The following is a 21,176-nucleotide window of genomic DNA, read 5'->3' as shown; positions in this document are numbered from 1 at the left end:
AGGAGATGCAGGATGCAGATAGTCGACTGAGAGAACAGATGGTAAGTACCCGTATTGTTATGGATCTCTTTCAACTGTTACGGGATTCTGGAAGCAGTCGTGTCCGTGATGCCCTCCCCGAGACGACCCGGTCAGCTACGACGGCTACGAATGTCTGGACCACGCGCCGACATCGGATGCCTCAGGCGTATCTAACCGACCCGGGTCGGAATTTATCAGCGCGCCAAATTGCAGGTTCCCGTGGGGCGTCTCCGGGCCGATTGCACCGCCTTCGTTGTTCTTGTGGTACAGCGTATCGATAGTGAACTCGTGGTTACCGTCGAACCACACGGCAGGCCCCTCTTGCGTTCCGATGACGCGGAGTTCCTCGATTGAACCACCGCCAGCACCGTGGACCGTCAGTGCGCCGTGGCTGCCGCCGCCATTACTGGCCCCGCCACAGTTTCGGATCTCGATTGGGCCGTCGATCAGCGCCGAATTCTGCACGCTCGAATTATCTCCTGATATATATATCCCACCGCCGAGAGCGTCTCGGATCGCTACTGTGTCCAGCGACAGTTCGACGGGCGCGTCCGGTATGTCCGCCGTCGTACTGATGTTCGTCCGTACTGCTGCGTCGTATCGCTCGCCCTGAAAGGTCACGTTTTCGATCCGGGTCCGACGGTTGTCTTTCGTCGTCTTGAAGCCGCTGTGTCCGTTGTTTTCCGAGTAGACGTTCGCGATCCGAACGCGCCCGCCTTTGTTGTGGTCGATCCCGACCCAGTCCGCGTTTTTCGAGACTGAATTCTGAATTGTGACTCCGTATCTGTCGGTTCCTGCCGTCGAGTCGTCCATTTCTGACACGCCGAAGTTTTGCCGGTTGTTGACGCTCGTGATCCGATTGAACGTAACACGGCCCTCCCGGCAGACGACCGCCGCTCCGGCGAAGTTCTCGACCCAGCAGTCCTCGACGAGGATGTCGTGCCCGCCGCCCGCGCCGCTCGGATAGAACTGGATCCCGTGCGTGTACCGTGGGTAGTCGCCTGGAGGGCGATTTCCGTCGACAGTCAGGTTGCGAATCTTCAACCCCTCGACAACGTTTCTGTTGACCGGGATTCGCAGCACTGCGAAGTTTCGGTCGTCGTCGTACTCACGCTCAGCAACGAAGATGCGCGTCTCGTTGTAGCCGACATCACCGAGAATGGTGAGATCAGCCACGTCTGTCGGAACGGTCAGTATCGGGCCACCACCCCAGCTAGACCGTGAGACGAGATAGTCCCCTGCTGGTAGATACACCGTATCGCCATCGGCCGCGCCGTCCAGCACATTCTGGATCGCAGCGGTGTCGTCACTCTGTCCGTCCCCCACAGCACCGAACTCCTGCACGTTCAGGAACTCACCATACGTATCCTCGTTATGATCCTGTGCGTCCGCTGGAATCTCTATCAACTGGTCTTCAGAGTCTGACGGTGGGTCTTTGGGAGCGTCTTCGGGGTTCCCGTTCTCAGCCGCGCCGTCCTCTGCCCACCGAGTCAACGATGGGGAGGTCACACTGAGGAGACCGATCCCAGAAAGTACTGAGAGGGATTTTAGCACTTGACGGCGGGAAGGCACAGATTACACACCACCCACAAATTCTCCGGAGACGACTTAGTTTAATATCGCTTTATCTGAGTAGGCGGTTCATACTAGCACCCGTCCGACACTCTCAAGAGGGATCTTTTCGGCCCTCGTGACCGCACCACGAGTCAGAGACGACCGTTTATTTCCGGCGAGACTGTTCGTGTGCGTGTCACCTGTGATACTGAAACTTCGTGGCCAGAGACTGTCTCTGCTGTATCCTGGATTACTCCGCGGCCGGAACTGTATCCGTTGTATAACTAATATCCTGACTGTGAAGGTACTCCCATCTGGAGCGACCCATCGTGAAATTCGGACACTATCTCAGCCATGACGACTGAACCATCAGACAACCGCGACCCGCTCGTGACCGTCATCATCACGACGTACAACCGACCGACGTATCTCCCAAAAGCGGTCGAGAGTGTTCGGACACAGACCTACGATCCGGTCGAACTCGTCGTAGTCGACGACCACTCTACCGAACCGGCACAGCCGATCGTGACGGAGGCGGATCTATCGAGCCTTCAGAACGTCGAGTGTATTCGCCACGAAGAAAATCGCGGTGCGAACGCCGCACGAAATACCGGAATCGAGGCATCGTCTGGGGAGTACATCGCATTTCTCGACGACGACGACCGGTGGCATCCGGAGAAGATAACGCGACAGGTCGAGGCCTTCGAGCGAACTGACGACGTCGGCTTCGTCTACACTGGCGAAATGATAGGGACTCGCGCTCGAAACGAGGTAGCGGTCGAAAACATCGACGGTGAGATCAATATCCCACCGCTGGTCACGGGCGATATGACCAAGACGTTGCTCTGTCGAAACGTCGTCGGAACCCTGTCCAAAGTCATGGTCCGTGCTGACATCGCGAGAGCGGTTCCGTTCGACGAGCACTTCCCGGTCTGGGCCGACCTCGAATGGTACATCAACGTCTCGCTGCAAACGACGTTTCTTCGGATCCCAGAGCCGCTCGTCGTCTTCGAGTATTCGGCGCACAACCGGTTGACTGACAACTTCGAGAAAAAGCGGGTCGGCTACGAACGCTTTCTCGAGGAGTTCGACCAGTTGGCCACACAGTACGGCCGCCTCTTCAGACGAAAGATGCGTGGCTGGGCGGCGTTTCGGATCGGAGCGTCCGCGATGCAAAACGAACGGTACGACCAGGCGCGACAGTTGCTGACAACGGCCATACGTCGATATCCGCTCGAACCGCGTTTTTTCAAATACTGGGTCGCCACGCTCGGTGGACGGTACACGCACGAACTCGCCAGAACGGCGGATCGCATTCTCAACTGACGTGCCCGGTTTCCGCTCTGGATGCGCGACACTCCTCGGGCAGTCACCCTCCTACACACTGATTGTCTCGCTGGACTACGTGAGTTGGAGGCGACGTTTCGCGTCTGACCGTAGACTGAGTAGAACTCGTATAACTAATTCCGTATAGGGGATGGTTCGAGTGTGACGGCGTTTCGGACACGAATCCGGACAGTAGCACGTGCGGCACAGACACAGATCCCTGCCTTCGCGGACACTGGCTCTGACCGGGAACACCTCGACGCGGCAATCGACTGGCTGAATCTCAGCCAGGATGTCACCAGCGGGTGTGGCTCAGCGGCCACGTACAATCTCGTTCTCGGCTGGGAGGACCCCTATCCTGAAACCTCGGGCTATATCGTCCCGACGCTGTACCGATACGCCGACCGAAATCCCGAGAGCGACGCGTTCGAGCGAGCGACTGCGATGGCCGAGTGGCTCTGTTCCGTCCAACATCCTCAGGGGAGCATTCCGGAAGGAACGGGCGAAACCGGCGACCCGAACGTATTCAACACTGGACAGGTGGTGTTCGGGCTCGTCGAGGCATATCGTCGGACGGGAACCGAGCAGTTCAAAGCTGCCACGCGAGACGCCTGTGACTGGCTCGTCGAGATTCAGGACGACTCGGGCGCGTGGACGGCGTTCGATTACAAGGGTGATGTCCACACGTACACGACTCGGGTCGCGTGGGCGCTGCTGGAAGGGGCGACAGTCGTCGACGAGCGGGCGGACCGATATCGCGAGGCAGCCGAGAACAACCTCAGGTGGGCTGTCGGGAAGCGTCGCTCGAACGGCTGGTTCGAGGATGCAGCGTTCACGTCAGACGCCGACCCGTATCTCCACACGATTGCTTACACGATACGCGGACTCCTCTCCGGGAGTGCGTTGCTGAACGACGACTCACTTTGGGGGGCGGCAAAGGAGTCAGCAGACGTACTGCTCGAACTCCAGCAGCAGGAGGGGCAATTAAAGGGAGCGTACGACGAGCAGTGGTCACCGAGTTGGTACTACTGTCTGACGGGGAACGCACAGATGGCGCTCATCTGGCTGCAACTGTACGAAGCGACCAACGATCGGGAGTATCTGCTCGCGGCCCGTTCGACCGCCGAGTTTCTCAAGCGACATCAACCGCTGACGGGCCCAGATCCGGTCCGCGGCGGTGTTCCCGGGTCGTATCCCCACGTCGGACGGTATCTATTCTTGCGCTATCCGAACTGGGCGGTCAAGTTCTTCGCAGACCTCCTGTTGGAGTTACAGACGGTGTCTCCGCCCGCCCGACCGGCTGCGGAGACTGGCGACCGCTGCCGGGTGTGTCTGTTGTTCGACGGCGAGTACACCGAGCAGTGGGTCAAGGAGGCAATCGAGCAGATGCTCTCGGAGACAGACGCCGAGATTACACTCGTCGTGATCAACGAAGACGCAGGATTGCTCGGCAGTGAGAACGTCAAGCGTGGGCGAAAGTATCCCGCATACGCGGCGTTCTGGCTCGCCTCGAAACTCGTATCTGGCCTCACTGAGGGGGAAGCATACGACAACCCTGTTCATATCTCTGATATTACTGATGTCGCAGACGCGACGTGGATCCGGACGTATCCGACTGCGGTCAGCGGTCTCTGGAAGGAGCTACCGTCGGAAGTGGTCGATGAAGTCCGGTCCAGTGCTGATCTTGTGTTCCGGCGTGGCTTCGGACTGGTCCGTGGGGACATTCTTACCGCAACAGAGTATGGTGTACTTAGCTACCACCACGGTGACCCCCGAGCGTATCGCGGCGGACCTGCGGGGTTCTGGGAGTTCATGCACGACGAGGAGACTGCTGGCATGATCGTCCAGTCGCTCAGTGACGACCTCGACGCCGGTACCATACAGGCTCACGAGACGGTGAACATCCATGGGTGTCAAAGCTGGAGCGAGATCAAGCGAAAGCTGTACACCGAATCGACCGGGCTGCTCGCCGAGGCAGTCGAAACAGTTCAGGACGACACACAGGACCCGATGATAGTCGAGGATCTGGGTCCCGTCTATCACCCTCCCTCCGCCGCCGAGCTATCGACGTTTTCACTCAAGCGACTCCGAAACGCGATGGCCTGACTGCGTTCGACGACTGTTTTCCGAACCGACGACTGTTCGCGTGGAGTAGACCGAATATAACAACATGGTGTCTGTCGCTCCTCTCCAGTAATGCAACCGCGTCGACGTTCGGTTCATACTGTCGGCTGTACGTGCGTCCAACTATTCGCCACCTCCGGTGGCGGATTGTCTTCGAGATGGGACAACCGACAGTATCAGCCTCCACGGGTGAGCTAGATGAAAGAGCGAATCAAAGCGATTCTCGCACATCTCGTTCCGACGGGGTCGGTGTTACAGCGAACTATCAAAAGCGGCATCTGGGTGTCGGCGACCAAACTCGCCGCCAGATCCATGCAGATTCTGATGTTAATCGTTCTCGCCAGACTGCTCTCCCCGAGAGAATTTGGGTTACTGGGGATTGCACTCCTCACAGTTGGGGCCACGAGACGATTTACCGATATCGGTCTGAATGCTGCACTCATTCAACAAAAGGAGAAGAACGTCGACAGCTATCTCGACACGACCTGGTGTCTCGAGATCGCCCGTGGCCTGCTCATCTTCGGTGTGCTCTTCTTGCTTTCACCTCTTATCGCCCAGCTGTTCGGAGAGCCGCGCGCCCAGCCAGTTATCCGTGCACTCGCGTTCTCGCCGGTGATATACGGGCTTCGGAACCCCGGCGTCGTGTACTTCAAGAAAAATCTCGAATTCCACAAGCACTTCCTGTATAACACGAGCGGTGGGTTCGCGCAGTTCGTCGTCGGCGTGACCTATGCTCTGTACTCGCCGACTGTCTGGGCGCTCGTGTTTGCCTCGTTGAGTCGTCCCACTATCAAACTCGTGCTCTCGTACGTTCTCCACGACTATCGCCCGTGGCCGTCGTTCGACATCGACGCGGCGCGAGAACTCATCGACTTCGGCAAGTGGATCACCGGCGCCTCTATCATCCAGTGGCTCTACAACTCGGGTGACGACGCATTCGTTGGCTGGTTCCTCTCCGCCACGGCGCTTGGGTTCTATCAGTACGCGTACCGGATGGCTGACACCCCTGCCACCGAGGTCTCTGGCGTGATATCCCAGATCACGTTTCCTGCGTACTCGGCCATTCAGGAGGACCTCGACGAACTCCGCGGAGCGCTGTACCAGTCGCTTCGATTCACCGCCTTTCTCGCCTTTCCGATGTCGTTTGGCATCGCCCTCGTCGCGCCGAGTTTCGTCCGGGCGATCCTCGGCTCTGACTGGACGCCGATGATACTGACGATGCAGATCCTCGCGATATACGGACTGTTGCACGCGATCACACGGAACTTCGGCGCGGTCTGGAAGGCACTCGGCAGACCGGACCTGCTAGTAAAAACCGGATCCCTTCGTGTCGTGTGTATCGCAATCGCGATCTGGCCGATGACAGCGACGTGGGGTATCGAGGGGACGGCACTCACCGTCACCGGGATCTCCTTGTTCATTTTGCTCCCAATCGATGTCTACCTGGCAGCGCGTCTGGTAGAAGGGCATACGATCCAGATATACATGGAGTATCTGTACCCGTTCGTTGCGGCAGCGGTGATGTTCGGCACGCTCTGGTACGCCCGAACGCTGATCGCGGTGTCGCCGATTGTCGAACTGCTCGTGTTGATCCCCGCGGGCGCGGCTATCTACATCTCTGTCGCGTTTCTGCTCGAACGGCAGTTCGACTGGGGCGTCGGACAGAACATCCGGATGATCGTAAATGGGATCCGCGGTTGAGGACGACTCGCGTCGCCTGACCCTTCCGACTGGCCCCCTCTCCGTAGCGACATGTACTGTTTCCGCTCTGTGTAGCCTACGGACTTCGATGGTAACAGGTGTTTGAGTCTACGTCGGGAAATGGGACCGGAGCGAGCGACGACGCCGAATACGTCGTCTTCCGGGACCGGTGATGAGGAGAGGGTAGTCGTCGACCGGGGTAGTCCAGCGTACGAGACGAACGCGTAGACGGCCGATTCGGTGTTCTCCGTTCGGACCCTCACTGGTGTTTCAACCGTAACGTTGTACGTCTCGATCCAGTCTATCAACTGTCGAATGGCAGTTCTGTCTCTTAAGACGTGCAAGATACACAGCGCCTCTATCGCACGGAGGTTTCCAGAAGGAGACACCCTCGAATTCTCAAACAGAGGACCGACCCATCACGGTAGAACTGGTAATTTCATTTTCACAAGGTATAGTACATGAATACTAATAGGGCTCCTTCCGTAGAGTCTAACTCTATGTCCGGTATTCTCGCCCGGTTATCTGATTACTCGAGTCTTACGGATATCGCCATCACGGTCGTGGGGAAAATCGAGGAGGTGAAACACGACCAATACAACGACCTTCGCAACCGATACTACAGGCGGAAGGTAGAGCGAACGGCAGAAAAGGTCGGTTCGGGCCTGTGGGTCGGCGGCGAAACCCTCGTCAATTCGAATACGGTCATCGGCGACAACGTCCATCTCGGGGAATTACAGATACGCGGAGAGGGCCGGGTAACCGTCGGCGACAACGTCCACTCGGGAACCGGATGCGAGATCCTGACGGAGAATCATAATTACGAGGGGGATGCGATCCCGTACGACGAGTCGGTCATCCGAAAATCCGTTTCGATCGGGGATAATGTCTGGATCGGGATCAACGTGATCATCATCCCCGGCGTCTCAATCGGCGAGGGTGCGATTGTCCAATCGGGATCCGTCGTCACTCACGACATCCCGAGAGGTGCGATCGCTGGCGGTCACCCCGCGGAGGTGTTCGACCATCGAGATATGGATCACTACGAGCGTCTCAAAGCCGACGGCAAATTCAACTGACCCGTCATGTGCTTCCCGTAGCGAGAGCGGAGGATCGCGCTGTGTACCTTGCACGGCGCTCAAACAGTATCTGCAAGGAGAATGACACACGGCGGTCGGGGCACACATCTCCTGAGCAGATAGTTCAGCAACCTCGACGTACAACAAACGGAACGGTCTTGCTGACTACAGCCTCTGGATGTTGCACACTATCTCTATCAGAACACGGACGTCTTCCCGGCTAACCGGGGGAGCGATTCACCGTCGAGACGTGACACCTCAATCAGGTATTTGTCTGGTACAACTGGACGCCCCTCGAACGAATGATACGAGAGACGACGGGTTAGCTTCCCGCTGGTGGCTCGATCCGGTAGATGTCGAACTCACCGTTGTCGTAGACGTGTGAGACAGTTGGGTCGGTCGGTAGACGGGCAAAATCCTCCTGGCGGTAGCTCCAGAAGTGCTCGTAGTTCGGATACACAGTCGGGTAGAACACCCGGGCCTGCTCTGTCAGGACGTAATACTGGGTCTCGTTGTAGCTCTCCCCGAACGTCGAATACTCGGTGTAATTGAACCGGTTGGGTGGCCGGGTGCCGTCCTGTGGCACGTTCTCTGACTCACTTCCGTTAAGTGCGTGCTCGAACCGGTACATCCGAATCCCCTGTTCCTGGAGTGGCTCCGTGTCCAGATCGTTGTCGAAATACCACTCGGCGCCTGTAAGTTCGTGGTCGCTCACCTGAAAGTTCGATTCCCCACCCGCTGACGAATAATAGAGCCCGAACACCGAGATCGCGACTAATGCGATCAGGACGACCGTAGCGACAGTCGTCACTCCCGACTGCCAGTCGAAATATCGGTAACACCAGTACAGCAGTGATCCTGCGACGAACGCACCGAAGTACTGGGCGACCATGAGTGGCCGACCGAATCCACCGATCATGTCGACGATCATAAACAGCACCCCGAACGCCGAAAAGAGGACGAACCCGAGACCGAACGTCAGCAGATAGGGCGTCGATGGACGGCGGCCTCTGAGATACAGCCCGAACAGCCCCAGTACGAACAGTGAACCGATCCCCAACAGCACTGCGGTCTCGCCGTACTTGACCAGTGCTATCTGCATCAGATCGGTGAGCGACGGGGAGAATTGATTGATCGTGGCAGAGTACGTGTCCAGCTTTGTCTGACTGGTCCCCGGGTCGAGTAGCCGCTGGAACACTGTCTCGAATCGGAGAATGATCCCGACGAAGTTGTAGTACCAGGCGACGAACACGACCAGCGAGAGTTGCATCGTGGTTCCCGACGTGATACTCGACACCGCAAGGGAGTGTTCGCTGGACACACCGCGGTTCGAGACTATCGTCACTCCGTGATGGATCAGAAAGATGAATATCAGAAACACTGCTGTCAGCGGATGGTAGAGGATCAGTGCGATGACGAAGAGAGATAACGGAAGCCGCGTCGCGAACGACTCCGCTTGCTGGCTTTTGACGAACAGATACAGCACGAACGGGAGCATCAGGACACTCTGTGCGTACGGGGAGGGGTTCATGTACGCTCGACCGCCGATCAGCGCCACGACGAAGGGGAGCGTAAGCAGGGCCCGTCTCCGATCGAAGACGGTCGCGACCAACGCGTACGATGCCACGATCGAAAACACCGAGATAATACCTCCGACGCTGTTGATGACCTGACTGGGTTCGAGTCCGGTTGCGTACGAAAGCGCAAGTACGAGCTGGTGAATGTTCTGATAGATGTTCTGGAACGGTTCGCCGCCGCTTGCCTGTATCTCCAGCACGCTCCCGATGTGTGTCATTACGTCGGCCCGTCCATAGATAGGATAGCCACGGATGTACGGCATGAACACGAGAAGTCCGGCGATGACGACTGTCAGGAGAAATCCGATCTGCCAGTTGGCCGTCGCGAGATTCCGGGAGAGCGCCGCCTTGATAATGATGTACTGGCCGATGGTGAACGCCACGACCACGAGAACCCAGAAAGAAGTCGGGTACGGGGCATACATCGACGGCTCGTACCCGGACGCAGCGGGCGTTCGCAGGAGAATCACCACGAGACCGAGGACGATTCCGAAGCCGACGACGGCCAACCACGTCAGCCGAGACTTGCCAGACTGGTCGTCGCCAGCGACTCCGCTCGGACTCATCGGCGCGTCACCTCGTTCAGGGGTGGCCCTGTGGACCCGTCAGCCACCGCTCGTTGGGTGCGTTCGCGACGACGCGACGAACAGCGTCGTTCTGGGTTCGCTGGCTGGAGACACATCTGCGATACAATCTGGTTTTAATAGCTTACCCTTGGTTATAGATCGCTTATACTGCTGGCTGCCCGTTCGGAACACGACTTGCGGGTTCGAACTATGTTCGAGATGGGACAGCCAGCAGTATTATTTGGCCTTTGCGTAGACGCGTTCGGTCTGTGTTGCGATACTCGCCCAGTCGTACTGGCTGACCCGTCGTCTGTTGGACGCGCCCATCGCGTCTACGTCACAATCGATGGCCCGCTCCAGACGCTCTTGGAGTCCAGTCTCGTCGTCAGCGTCGTAGAAGAGCGCCCCATCCTCGGGGATCAGTTCCGGCAGACAGCCACATCGCGAAACGATCAGCGCAGTTCCGAACGACATTGCCAGAACGGCGCTCCCGGACGTCGTCACTCTCCGAAACGGGAGGACGACGACGTCCGCTGCGTTCATGTAGTACTGGATTTCGTCGTCGGGAATGAACTCGTAGACCCCGCGGATTCGGTCGTCGGAGTCCGTCGCTGCCAGCAGTTCGGCGTGAAGCGACTCCGACCTTGGGTTTCCAGCGATCACGAGCGTGCTGTCTGGCACCGAAGCGGTCTGAAAGCATTCGACGAGGTTGAGAACGCCCTTGTACCGGCGTATCAGTCCGAAGAACAGAAAGACTGTGTCTGACTGGTCGATGTCCAGTCTGTCCCGCGCTTCCTCTGTGGTGGCTGTGTTCTCGTAGTTGTCGAGATAGTGGCCGTGGGGGATCACGTCCATTCGCTCTCGTGTCGACTCTGGAAGGTCAAGTTCCTCGATGAGGGTGTCCGCTATCGCGTCACAGTGGAGGATGAGTCTGTCACAGGTGCCGGAGATGATGAACCACCGCTTGAACTGCCGCTCCAGTCGGGGGTGGTTCGGTTCGTGCATTGTCGCGTTGTGGACCGTCCAGACCACCGGGACGTTCACCAGCCGTATCGCGAGAAGGCGAACAAGTAGCAATCCGAACTGTACTGCGGTGTTCCACCACCGGTCCCCCTTGAAAAACAGATTCAACCAGTGGAAGTGAACGACCGCGATGTCGTCTTTCCAGAGCGCACCCAGCACAGGAAACTTCGTCCCCGTGCGCCCGTATGTGACCTCTTGATCGAGCGCGTCTGCGAGGTTCGACTGATACGGGTTTCCATCGCTGTAATCGGGGATGAAGAGGAGACTCACACTAGCACTCAGCGACGATGATCTGCTTAGTTATCCGATGGATACGGTCGAGCGCGTCCATCCGTTCTGTCACCGCGTTGGGGCAGTAGCCACGCAGTGGGACCGCTCAGAGATAGCCGAGCGAGCGAAGATGCTGTTCCATCGCCGCATCGGTAGCTACTTCCTCCGTCGACTCCGTCGTAGCGGTTAATGCCTCCAGATACTCCTCACTTCTTGTCTGTAGCGCGTTGAATACAGATGGATGCTTCTGAGACACGTCGACCGTTTCACCGTCGTTTGCCAGATCGTAGAGCCGTGCTTCGTCTTCTGTCTGGAGATACTTCCATCGGTCGCCACGAACTGTGATCGCGGAATCGTCTACTGTTCGTGAAACGACGTACTCGGCTGTCAGTTCGGAGGGATTGAGTGTTTTCTCCTGGGCGTATCGGGAGAGTCTCTCCGGAATCTTGATCGTCGAGATGGGGGCATCGAGAGTGTCGTCGCAATCGGTTCCGTGGACCAGCAACGGAACGTGAATATTCTCCTCGTAGAGGTGTGACTGATGACCAAATGAGCCGTGTTCACCGAACGCTTCACCGTGGTCAGAGTGAAACACTATCAGCGTCTCGTCGTCCATATCGTTCATCAGTTGATTCATGAATTTATCGACGGAGCGAACGCAGTCCCGATAGGCATCTTTCAGCCGTCGCAGCGTCTTCGGGTCGATCGTGCGTCGGATCGATGTCTGGGCGCCCGATTCTGTGAACATGCTGTTGCCTCAAAGCAGTCCGGAGTACATCCCGTACGTCGATGACTGGTGTCGATCTGTTCTTGGAACAAGGTACGGATTGTGCGTATCGATCAGAAAGATCCAGGTGAAGACTGGTCCCTCAAGTTCATCCACTGTGGCAATCAGGTCGTCGTAGAACGTTCGCCACTGACAAAAGAAACTGTCCTTGTACACCCAGTGGTCGAACAGCCACGCTGCTCTTGCGAGTGGCGTTCCACTGAACAGTGCATGAATGTTCCCTCCGTTCTTTCCGACTTCGACGAACGTGTCGAAGCCAGCGTCGAAGCCAGTCGTGTCGCTGATCCACGGGTTGGCAGTGAATGCGACAGTGGTATATCCTCTGTTTTGCAACTCCTCGCTGATGGTCTCGAACGTGTCGAGGTGGGTGCGGATACGGTTGATTCTGTCGTCATCACTGTCGATAGAGTCTTGGGTGTACGCTAGTGGTGTTCCAGTATGAGTCGCTGGGACAGATGAAAAGGTCCGTGGTCCGGGTGAGATCGCGGACGTGAACGTCAGCGAATCCGCTGCCATGCTATCGAGATGTGGCGTACTATCCGTCTGATTCAGCCAGCCACAGTGGTCTGCTCGGAGACTATCCACGGTGATCAGAACAATATTGTTTGACATTACCCCACCTGAATTTACAGACTGATTTGTTATAGAGCTGTTATCTATCCCAGATTTGGCTGTCTCTGTCGATCGAACTGGCAGATATTCTAGTGAAGAAACGACCAATCCTGTTGAAGAAGATACAATTTTCGAATGCTACCGAACTACTGGTGTGCTAAGGACTCCTTTACTAAGGCTTCTTCTGATAAGTGGGACGTATGGTCTCGCGACGCCGACTACTCAAACTTTCATCCGCTGCGGTGTTTGGTCTTGCTGGCTGTAGCTCTCCCACCCGAGATAGCGAGCCTGCGGACGAGTCACCGGAACCTGACCCGGTAGACCGAGAACCGAGTCCGACTGTTAGTCATCCTGCCTACTCGGACACGGACCCGGAAGGACCCATCGATACCAGCACCGACCAGTTCACGCAGAACGTACAGTTCTTCGGTGCGGAAGGTGACGGTACGACTGACGACACAGAAGCCATACAGGCCGCAATTGACGCGGCAGAGGAAGGGGACACGGTCGTGATTCCTGAAACCGATGACGCCTACCGTATCAGTCCGGACTCCTCTCGATTTTCCAGGGCTATCCTGCAAATTCAGGGGGATAAACACCCGGACAATCTGACGATCACAGGTGAGGGGAGCGGTTCAGTTCTCAAAGTGGACGACCAGCTGTCCTCCATACACACCCATCAGATCTTCGCGGTGGATATTCAGTCTGGCCTGTCCGGACTCGAAATTCGCAATCTTGCGCTCGCGGGAACGTCCGACAGCGAAACGGAGTACGCAATCCACGGCATTCGGTGTGGAAACGCAAACGAGGAAGCGCGGAACAATATCGATATTCTGGTCGAAGACGTGCTGTGTGAGGGGGTCAGCGGGATCGGGTTTAAATCGAACTTTGGTGGGGTGCGGTTCAACAGATGTACCGCAATCGATTCGTACTGGCACGGCTTTGAGACGACGGCAAACGAGGTACAGAACGGGTCGGCCCATATCGAAGACCCGCCGGTTGAAGTCACCAATTCCTACGCACTTCGATGTGGAGTCGGCGGCGGCGGTCACTACGGACACAATTCTTCGGGGGGAAAATCGATAACCCGGAACTTCGTTGCTCGAAAGTGTTTTTCGGCGACAAAAGTAACATCACCGACGACCGCTGCAACGTATCAGAACGTACGCTTCGAGGACTCGATCGGTGCGGGATTTCAACGGACTGGAAGCAGCGGCTTTCCCGAAGTAACGTGGGGAAACGCCGTAATCGAAAACAACGGAGTGCGCGCGATCACGGGCCGATTGGCTAGTCACACTTTTCTTGAGGGAGCGGAAATCCTTGCGATAGGAAATGCTGAAGAGACACGCTGGGATGTCCACTTCTACCAGCGGGCGACGCTGGACGCTGACGATGCGACCCTCTATGTGAACAAGTCAAATGCGGAGTTTGCCTTGCAATGGGGCAGTGAAAATACCGGTGAGCTTGGCACCTACGTGGCCGCACAGAATGTCGATGAGGACTTGTACAAGAACGGCAATTTGACCATTCACGAACAACGATCCGGGCTAAAGACAGACGTAGAAGCAGTGCCGACAGCAAACGAGGTTGGTGCCTGGAGTTAATTTCGGACCCTCATACTGTCGGCTGTCCCATCTCGAATATACGTCGCCACCAAGAGTGGCGAAAAGTTGTCCGCACGTACAGCCGACAGTATCAGAACAGTTGGATCAGCCCTGTTCGGACTATGGACTCTCGACGGCTGGCGTCCACTCGGGGCGCCCTGTCTTACCGAGTGGACCGACACGATACTCGTCGAAGAATATTCGGTTGCCGCCGACTCGATAGGTTCCGATACCGACACCAACGTCGTCCGCGAAGACGCTACTCGGATCGACCCCCTGAGTGCTTGACTCGAAGGATCTCCACTCGGAATTCGTTCTGTCCCATTCATACCCGTGGTACGTCAACACGACACCACTGCTCGTCGTTTCGAACTCGATCACGTGTTCAAGCCAGGTGTTCGTGGGGAAGTCACTATCAAACGTTTCAAGTGGCTCAGAGCTTCCATCAACCGTTCGTCTGATAATCGGGTTCCCGGAGTATTCGGGGCCGCCACGGATCCGATAACAGTTTTCGTTGAAGTTGCTCTCATCGCTTGGGATGCCGAACGCGATATCGTGAAACCCGTCTTCGATGTAGGTCGCAACTCTGATTGTGCAATCGGCGCTTGGATACTCGTTGAGACCGTCACCCGCCAGTGACTGAACCGCATTATAGTACAGGGAGTCGGTGAGAATGACGGACTGATCACCGCTGGCAGCAGCGCTGCTTGTCACCGCGAGGTTGGTACTGAACCAACCAGCACCTGCCCACGGGTCAGTTGTGTGTATCTCTTTCCCCGTGGGGTACCCCTCAAAGTCCTCAACGGTGTCGAATCGAACCGGGGTTGGAGCTGCTCCCGTTTGTATTGTTGCGCCCATCGTCTGTATCACTCCGCTGGCTGTGGTAATGTTCGCCGCGGTGGTGTCAGGGGCGGGTTCGGTCGAATCTCCGGAATCGGTCGTACCGGACCAGGCACCGACCTCGTCAGCGACTGGAACGCCATCGATATCCGTTCGCTCTACCGTCGCCTGGTTGTGAATCGAAAGATTGTCCGTCGAACCGGTTGCACCGCCAGAGTTACTGTAGGGGTAGTAGTTCTCTATCGTGGAACCGGTACTGTTTGTATACGAGGTAATTCCTGGGACCCCGTCCCGTGCGTGGCTCGAATAGACATTCGACGCGTCGATCGTAGCATTATTGATCAGGAATATCTGTGGCTGATTTTCCGGCGCCCCGGAGTTTGTGACCACGAGTTCGGATCCATCCGGGACGACGAAATTTTGCTGATCTTCTAGCCGAAACGAACGACCGTTATCTTCCGCGACGACGTCGTCAAAGACAACAGTCGCGTTGCCTCGATTATCTCCTGTCGTGGTCAGAAACGAGTGCTTATCGTTGTTGGCGATGCGAACCCGTCGGAGGAGACAGTCGTTTGCATCCACCGTTTTCATCCCATGGCGGTTCCCGGTTATCACTGTCTCTTCGATCAACCAGTCACCATACGCTGCATCGATACCGTAGTGTCCTGGATGGATCCGGGAATTATTTTCTAATAGTGTCTGTTTTATTTCGACTCGTTGACCGTCTGTGTTCGTCGCTCCGATGTTTATGCCGTGCTTACCGTTCTTTCTCACTGTACAGCGCTCGACGGTGACACCCTGTGAACGCAGAGTAAATCCCTCACCATACGAGTTTTCGACGATCAGATCCTCAAACCGATAGCTTTGAGATGTCGCCTCATCGCTTTTGACCAAAATCGAGAGTGTTGCAACCGGATCGCCGTTGACGGTATCGGCGCCACCGTTGATCGTCATGTTCCGCATTATGAATCCATCAAGCGGACTGCCGATCCGAAACATAAAGAAGTTCTGGTCAGTGTCGTTTCCACCGGTGTATCGGACCTCCGTTTCCCGTCCGTCTCCCGCTATTGTGAGATTGTCAGGGGCATCGGAGAGGTTGATGATCGTGTAGCCGCCCCGGATCGAATAGTATGCTTCCGTTGCAGGGAGATAGACTGTATCGCCGGTCCCGGCGCTGTCTATCGCCGCCTGAATCGCGGCGGTATCGTCACTCGATCCATCACCGACAGCACCGAAGTCCTGAACGTTTAGCGTGGCCATGAGTCTCTACCGTCTGATGTTCGCCCAGACCTTGGGGACGACATCGACTGGACTACCGCTTGTGTTCGAGACGGTCACCGTGACGGGCGAGGAGGAGGCGACCCACGGGGCTGACGAGGCAGACGAGGCCGTGGTGAAGTCGTTTCCGTCGAGTTCCAGCAAGAGAGTCCCGCTGGTCCCACCGTCGTAGACACGAAGGTTCACATCGGGGTCGGTGGTCCCCTCCGAAACGCCTTTCATCGGGAACGAGGCGCGGATGACTTCGAGTACCTCGTCGGACCCGAAAAAGAACGTGTTGATCTCCTCGTCTTCCAGTCCGCTCTCGTAGTTGACGTAGTGGCCCAGATCACCGCCGCCAGCGCGGGTGAGATACCCAGCGAGGTTCCACGAATCGCCGTCGCCGGTGTAGGTCGCGCCGGAGTCAGTCGCGAAGAACTTCGCGCCGATCACTGGCGTGTAGTTGCTCCGGTTACTTTCAGTGTCGCGTATTTCGACGTCGCGGTCGAGCTGTTCGAAGTTTTCGTTCAGTGGAATATGCCAGTCGAGTGTACCTTCCGAAGGTGTGTTGTATCTGTGGTTGCTCATGAATAGCTACTGTGAGATGCCGCCGTATTCGTATTCACCGTACGCCTGCGTTCCGTACTCGTCGTCCTGTTCGCTGTTCTCGATAAATCGAATCCAGTGAAGGTTGGTGCTGTCAGTGAGAAACTCGACTCGGAGGACCTGCGTGCCGCTCTGTGTCACGTCGACCCCTTCGAGTGTCGTGCTCTCCCAACTGTACCAGCCGCCGGTGTTGGGAACTTGGACGGTGCCGAGCGTCTCGCTTCCGAGCGCAATCGCGAGTTCTCGTCCATCGAATGCAGTCGACGCGTACACCTCGATATCGTAGGTTCCGGACGTGACATCGACAGTGTATTCGAGCCATTCGCCCGCCCGGGTGTAGCCGACGTTGTACTCGTTCGCGGAATCGCCCGCCTGTTCGATGTCGACGAACTCGTCGGGGCGGAACGCGCCGCCCTGATTCTCCTGTGTCGTGTCGACGTAGGCGACGTCCTGTCCGCCGGTGTCGAACTCCTCGGCCTGAATTCGGCCGGGGATAGTCCGGGGGGTCCCACCGTAGGGCGATTGTCCCGAACCCGTCGATCCGTCGTCGGTGCTGCCATCGTCGCTTCCACTACCATCATCACTTCCGCTCCCATCGTCAGTGCTGCCGCCGTCACTGCGGCTGCCGTCGTCGACAGTCTCGAGCAGCACGGTAAACGAGTAGGGCCCATCGCCTTCCTCGATGTCGATAACCTGGACGAAGTGTGTCCCAGTCGTCGTTGCAGTCGTCGAGAGCCGATGGAGGCTGTCGGTGCCGACGAAGAGTTTCTCCTTGAAACTCCCGTCGGGCCCGTACACGACGACGCCGGTGACGCCGACGGTGGGCGACCGTTCGTACTCGACGGTGATCGGGTCACCCTCGGTGGCATCGAAGCCGAACCAGTCGACGGTTGCCGGGTCGAGTTCGGCTTCGACCAGCGCTCCGGGGGTGATTGACATCGCCGTCGACCGCTCGGCGTTTGCTTCTGTCTGTGTCAGCGTCTCGCTTGAGTCGACAGTCAACGTGGCCGTCGCTGCCGTTCCGATGGCACCGCCGCCGCCGTATCCGTAGGCGTCGATCTGACTCACGTCCGCCGTTGGCGTCGCAGTTGCCACGTCACCGCCCGTGATTCCGCTCACGGCGGTGGCCACTGCGCCGCCAGCCATCAACATGTAGGCTCGGCGGTTGATCCCGCCTGAATCAGCGGTCTCGGTGCGGTTACGCCGAGGCTCCGCTTCGACTGCCGATTCAGGGTCTTGGTCGCCGCGCTGTTCGCTCAGCCGTTCGCTAATCTGTGTCGGAGTTACCGCTCGTATGATCTCCTTACTCGTCGCTGTTAGTCCGGTAGGATGTTCGTTCTCCATATCGTGGCCGGTTGGATCGTCACTCATCTCGACACGTGCATGGTTACGAAGTGCCTATAATAACAGATTTGGCAGAGTAAGGGCCTGATTCACCAGTTTTGTCGACGATTGCTAATACGTTAGTTACGTGTAGATGCAAAGCAATTGCAGTAAGGCTGCTCTTTCCCGGCTGTTGCGTGGCTCTCTCCCGCTGCTGAGCGGATGCGCAAGCTGTGTTAGTAAGACCTTATCTGTCGTATGATTGTTTTACTGCAAAGTAAGAACAGTCTGCAATCCCGGTTGGGGCAGAACGATGCGTCGTATTCGCCTGCGAAAGCGCAACCGACAGTATCACTCGATGGTAGCGCTTTTGGCGAGGGTTTGCCGATGGGCCCGGCGAGCGCGTCTGCCGTGTGGTAGGCGATCCGCTGGAGCTGTCTATTGCCGAAACTTTCCGCTCTGTTCGGACCTGCCCTGTGGTCTGACTCACTGTCGGACAGCGACGCCGACCTGTGGCTGGTATCTGGTGTCTACTTATTGACCTGAATCGAGATGTGGGAGGTATGTCCAGCCAGGCGAACACGTCCAAACCGCGGCCGATAGTACTCAGACACGGGGTGAAAGCACTCGTAACCGCTGCGGACCGTGTCCTACTCGTCAAGGAGACGCATTCGGACGGGTCGTCGTTTTGGACGTTACCCGGTGGTGGCGTCGAATCGGCTGAGTCGAACGCAGCCGCACTCCGTCGAGAGCTGGCCGAGGAGCTGTACTGCCGGGCACGAATCGAGAGCGAGCGGGCGACGTTCTGGTATGCTCACGCCAGCCGCGAGAACACCGTCACCCGGTACACCGTGTTCGACTGTACGCTCGTCTCCAACCCGAGACCGAACGAGACGGACGGCATCCTCGCCAAGCGATGGGCCGACCCCACGTCACTGCCGCCCTCGACACTGCTTCCCGTCCGTCACTGTCTCGAACGTGGATTCGACTGATACTGTCGGCTGTACGTACAACTATTCGCCACCCCAGGTGGCGAAGTACGTTCGAGATGGAACAGCCGACAGCATGAGTGTCCGTTCGCCGGGCAGCGAGTCCAGCCTGTGCAACGTGTCGTGGCGCGCGGTAATATCTCCATAACAATTGAAACAGTTCGCAAACATCACGTCGATGAGTCTCTCACTTGAGTCCGCTGCGAGCGCACACGACTTCACGGGACACAGCGTCCTCGTCACGGGCGGAGCGGGGTTCATCGGGAGCCACCTGGTCGATGCACTCGTCCAGGCAAACAACGTCACCGTTCTCGACGACCTGTCGACGGGGACGCTCGACAACCTCCACCCGCAGGCGCGGTTCATCGAGGGTGATGTCCGTGACCGGGAGACGGTCGAGCGGGCGATGCGGGGCGTCGATACCGTCTTTCATCAGGCCGGTCTGGTGAGCGTCGACGCCTCCGTCGACGAGCCACGGGAGAGTCAGACGATAAACGCCGGGGGCACTGTGGAGGTACTCGACTGTGCGCGGCGGGCGGATGCCCGGGTCGTCGCTGCATCGAGCGCCGCCGTCTACGGTCATCCATCCACAGTCCCCATTCCGGAGCGCGCGCAGTTCGCTCCGACCTCGCCGTACGGTGTGGACAAGGTCACTCTCGATCACTACACACGGCTGTTTTCGGATCTGTACGGGCTTCCGACAGTCGCGTTGCGATACTTCAACGTCTACGGGCCGCGCCAGTCGGCGTCGGATTACAGCGGCGTGATCAGCACCTTCCTCGAACAGGCCCAGCGCGGGACCGCCTTCACCGTCCACGGGGACGGAACACAGACTCGGGATTTCGTGCACGTCACCGATGTCGTCCGGGCGAACCTGCTCGCGGCGACCACCGAACACACCGGCGAGGCGTTCAACGTCGGCACCGGCACCGAGACGCAGATCCGTGAACTCGCGCGGATTATCAGTAATCTGGTTGTGACGGAGTCAGAACGCCGTTACACCGACGGCCGCTCGGGCGACATCGAGCGGAGCTGTGCAGACACAGACCGAGCCGAAACCATGCTTGATTTCAACGCGCAGGTGGGACTCCGCGCGGGTCTCGAGACGCTGCTTCCTACGGATTCACAGCCCCGGAACCGACGAATATAGCCGACTGCGACTGTCGACGTTCCTGATCTTCTGGCGTTGGGGTACTCGTTGCTCGGTGCTTGGATTGCACTCTCCATTTGGTCTCACTGTCACAGCGAGCGTGGTCTGAGCAGTGCGTTCTCGGCGATAGTTTGTTTCGTGTTATCATACACCAGCAACATTAACATATCGACAGCACAGCACAGCGGTAGTTCGTCTTTACTGGACTTTTCGGCCTGTTAACATCGAGTAACGCAGGAATATTCCCGATAATGTCAAGTAAATATTGTATTTGGAAACAGTATATAGGAGCTAACTAGCGGCGACGCGTCGTCCATTAGGAGACAAATTACTATCTCTCACACTCCCTCAGTAGAAGTTGATGCCAGAACATCTCACCGAAAACGAACTGCGACGTATGCGAGAATTCGCTGAAACCCCTGTCTACAAGCGCGAACCGGAACAACTCATGCCACAGTCCGACGAGCACCACGAGACGAACACTAATCGTCGCGGTGACCAGTAACGGCCATTCCTGGTGTGGCTGTTCACGATGATCGATATCAGCCAGTCGTGGTGTGGCTGTTCGCGGTGAGCAGGTTCGGCTGCTCGGACGATCAACAGAGCGGACATGCCCTTCTCCTGATACTGCTGGCTGTCCGTTCGTACAGATATTCGCCACCCGGGGTGACGAATTCGTTCAAAATGGTACAGCCAGCAGTATGAAGTCTGCTACTACCCTCTCGACGAGAACAGCCTGAAAGTCAACAAACTGTCAGGATGGGTCT

General features: G+C 57.3%; 13 protein-coding genes and 2 pseudogenes. 7 read left to right on the top strand and 8 right to left on the bottom strand.

What is annotated here, in order from left to right; translation table 11 throughout:
- Nucleotides 1–144 precede the first annotated feature (144 nt).
- On the bottom strand, nt 145–1,530 hold the full coding sequence (locus tag ACMGFL_RS11260; RefSeq protein ID WP_436935632.1) for a glycosyl hydrolase family 28-related protein: 1,386 nt from the start codon (nt 1,528–1,530) through the stop codon (nt 145–147).
- Between the two features lie 399 nt (nt 1,531–1,929).
- On the opposite strand from ACMGFL_RS11260, the gene ACMGFL_RS11255 reads away from it, so the two are divergent.
- The 4 genes from ACMGFL_RS11255 (at nt 1,930) to ACMGFL_RS11240 (ending at nt 7,805) form a co-directional block, all read left to right on the top strand.
- Complete coding sequence (locus tag ACMGFL_RS11255; RefSeq protein ID WP_436935631.1) at nt 1,930–2,901, top strand: glycosyltransferase; 972 nt, start codon at nt 1,930–1,932, stop codon at nt 2,899–2,901.
- A gap of 162 nt (nt 2,902–3,063) precedes the next feature.
- Nucleotides 3,064–5,007, top strand: coding sequence for a hypothetical protein (locus ACMGFL_RS11250; RefSeq protein WP_436935630.1), 1,944 nt, complete (start codon nt 3,064–3,066; stop codon nt 5,005–5,007).
- Nucleotides 5,008–5,223: 216 nt separating this feature from the next.
- Entirely contained in the window at nt 5,224–6,726 is a 1,503-nt protein-coding gene (locus ACMGFL_RS11245; protein ID WP_436935629.1) for a lipopolysaccharide biosynthesis protein, read from the top strand.
- Between the two features lie 581 nt (nt 6,727–7,307).
- Nucleotides 7,308–7,805: an acyltransferase gene (locus ACMGFL_RS11240; protein WP_436935628.1), complete on the top strand. Its 498-nt coding sequence runs from the start codon at nt 7,308–7,310 to the stop codon at nt 7,803–7,805.
- A 322-nt stretch (nt 7,806–8,127) separates the two neighbouring features.
- Here ACMGFL_RS11240 and ACMGFL_RS11235 read toward each other — a convergent pair whose 3' ends face one another.
- The 3 genes and pseudogenes from ACMGFL_RS11235 to ACMGFL_RS11225 all read right to left on the bottom strand — a co-directional run bounded on the left by ACMGFL_RS11235 (nt 8,128) and on the right by ACMGFL_RS11225 (nt 12,640).
- Nucleotides 8,128–9,948 carry a hypothetical protein gene (locus ACMGFL_RS11235; protein ID WP_436935627.1) on the bottom strand — a complete coding sequence of 607 codons (1,821 nt, stop codon included), beginning with the start codon at nt 9,946–9,948 and terminating at the stop codon, nt 8,128–8,130.
- Between the two features lie 237 nt (nt 9,949–10,185).
- Entirely contained in the window at nt 10,186–11,241 is a 1,056-nt protein-coding gene (locus tag ACMGFL_RS11230) for a glycosyltransferase family 4 protein (RefSeq protein WP_436935626.1), read from the bottom strand.
- Between the two features lie 106 nt (nt 11,242–11,347).
- Nucleotides 11,348–12,640, bottom strand: a pseudogene (locus ACMGFL_RS11225) (sulfatase-like hydrolase/transferase).
- A 200-nt stretch (nt 12,641–12,840) separates the two neighbouring features.
- Between ACMGFL_RS11225 and ACMGFL_RS11220 the strand changes: the two are divergent.
- Nucleotides 12,841–14,244, top strand: coding sequence for a glycosyl hydrolase family 28-related protein (locus ACMGFL_RS11220; RefSeq protein ID WP_436935625.1), 1,404 nt, complete (start codon nt 12,841–12,843; stop codon nt 14,242–14,244).
- Between the two features lie 120 nt (nt 14,245–14,364).
- On the opposite strand, the gene ACMGFL_RS11215 is transcribed toward ACMGFL_RS11220, so the two are convergent.
- The 4 genes and pseudogenes from ACMGFL_RS11215 to ACMGFL_RS11200 form a co-directional block, all read right to left on the bottom strand.
- On the bottom strand, nt 14,365–16,083 hold the full coding sequence (locus ACMGFL_RS11215) for a right-handed parallel beta-helix repeat-containing protein (protein ID WP_436936445.1): 1,719 nt from the start codon (nt 16,081–16,083) through the stop codon (nt 14,365–14,367).
- Nucleotides 16,084–16,149: 66 nt separating this feature from the next.
- Nucleotides 16,150–16,344: pseudogene (locus ACMGFL_RS11210) on the bottom strand (glycosyl hydrolase family 28-related protein); the annotation flags it as partial.
- A gap of 6 nt (nt 16,345–16,350) precedes the next feature.
- Nucleotides 16,351–16,929 carry a hypothetical protein gene (locus ACMGFL_RS11205; RefSeq protein ID WP_436935624.1) on the bottom strand — a complete coding sequence of 193 codons (579 nt, stop codon included), beginning with the start codon at nt 16,927–16,929 and terminating at the stop codon, nt 16,351–16,353.
- 6 nt (nt 16,930–16,935) lie between these two features.
- A complete protein-coding gene (locus ACMGFL_RS11200; protein ID WP_436935623.1) occupies nt 16,936–18,318 on the bottom strand; it encodes a carbohydrate-binding protein in 1,383 nt (460 codons plus the stop codon).
- 515 nt (nt 18,319–18,833) lie between these two features.
- Here ACMGFL_RS11200 and ACMGFL_RS11195 point away from each other — a divergent pair.
- A complete protein-coding gene (locus ACMGFL_RS11195; protein WP_436935622.1) occupies nt 18,834–19,262 on the top strand; it encodes an NUDIX hydrolase in 429 nt (142 codons plus the stop codon).
- A gap of 175 nt (nt 19,263–19,437) precedes the next feature.
- Entirely contained in the window at nt 19,438–20,409 is a 972-nt protein-coding gene (locus tag ACMGFL_RS11190) for an NAD-dependent epimerase/dehydratase family protein (RefSeq protein WP_436935621.1), read from the top strand.
- The last annotated feature ends 767 nt before the right edge of the window (nt 20,410–21,176 follow it).

Source organism: Halovenus marina (assembly GCF_051414115.1).
In the GTDB taxonomy this organism is placed as follows: Archaea; Halobacteriota; Halobacteria; order Halobacteriales; family Haloarculaceae; genus Halovenus; species Halovenus marina.
The sequence above is the reverse complement of the archived record's forward strand: the minus strand, read 5'-3'. Positions and strand labels throughout refer to the sequence as shown.

Coding starts and splice junctions, on each gene's coding strand:
- ACMGFL_RS11255 (WP_436935631.1), top strand. CDS start 1,930: ATGACGACTGAACCATCAGACAACCGCGACCCGCTCGTGACCGTCATC.
- ACMGFL_RS11245 (WP_436935629.1), top strand. CDS start 5,224: ATGAAAGAGCGAATCAAAGCGATTCTCGCACATCTCGTTCCGACGGGG.
- ACMGFL_RS11235 (WP_436935627.1), bottom strand. CDS start 9,948: ATGAGTCCGAGCGGAGTCGCTGGCGACGACCAGTCTGGCAAGTCTCGG.
- ACMGFL_RS11220 (WP_436935625.1), top strand. CDS start 12,841: ATGGTCTCGCGACGCCGACTACTCAAACTTTCATCCGCTGCGGTGTTT.
- ACMGFL_RS11215 (WP_436936445.1), bottom strand. CDS start 16,083: ATGTTTCGGATCGGCAGTCCGCTTGATGGATTCATAATGCGGAACATG.
- ACMGFL_RS11205 (WP_436935624.1), bottom strand. CDS start 16,929: ATGAGCAACCACAGATACAACACACCTTCGGAAGGTACACTCGACTGG.
- ACMGFL_RS11200 (WP_436935623.1), bottom strand. CDS start 18,318: ATGAGTGACGATCCAACCGGCCACGATATGGAGAACGAACATCCTACC.
- ACMGFL_RS11195 (WP_436935622.1), top strand. CDS start 18,834: ATGTCCAGCCAGGCGAACACGTCCAAACCGCGGCCGATAGTACTCAGA.
- ACMGFL_RS11190 (WP_436935621.1), top strand. CDS start 19,438: ATGAGTCTCTCACTTGAGTCCGCTGCGAGCGCACACGACTTCACGGGA.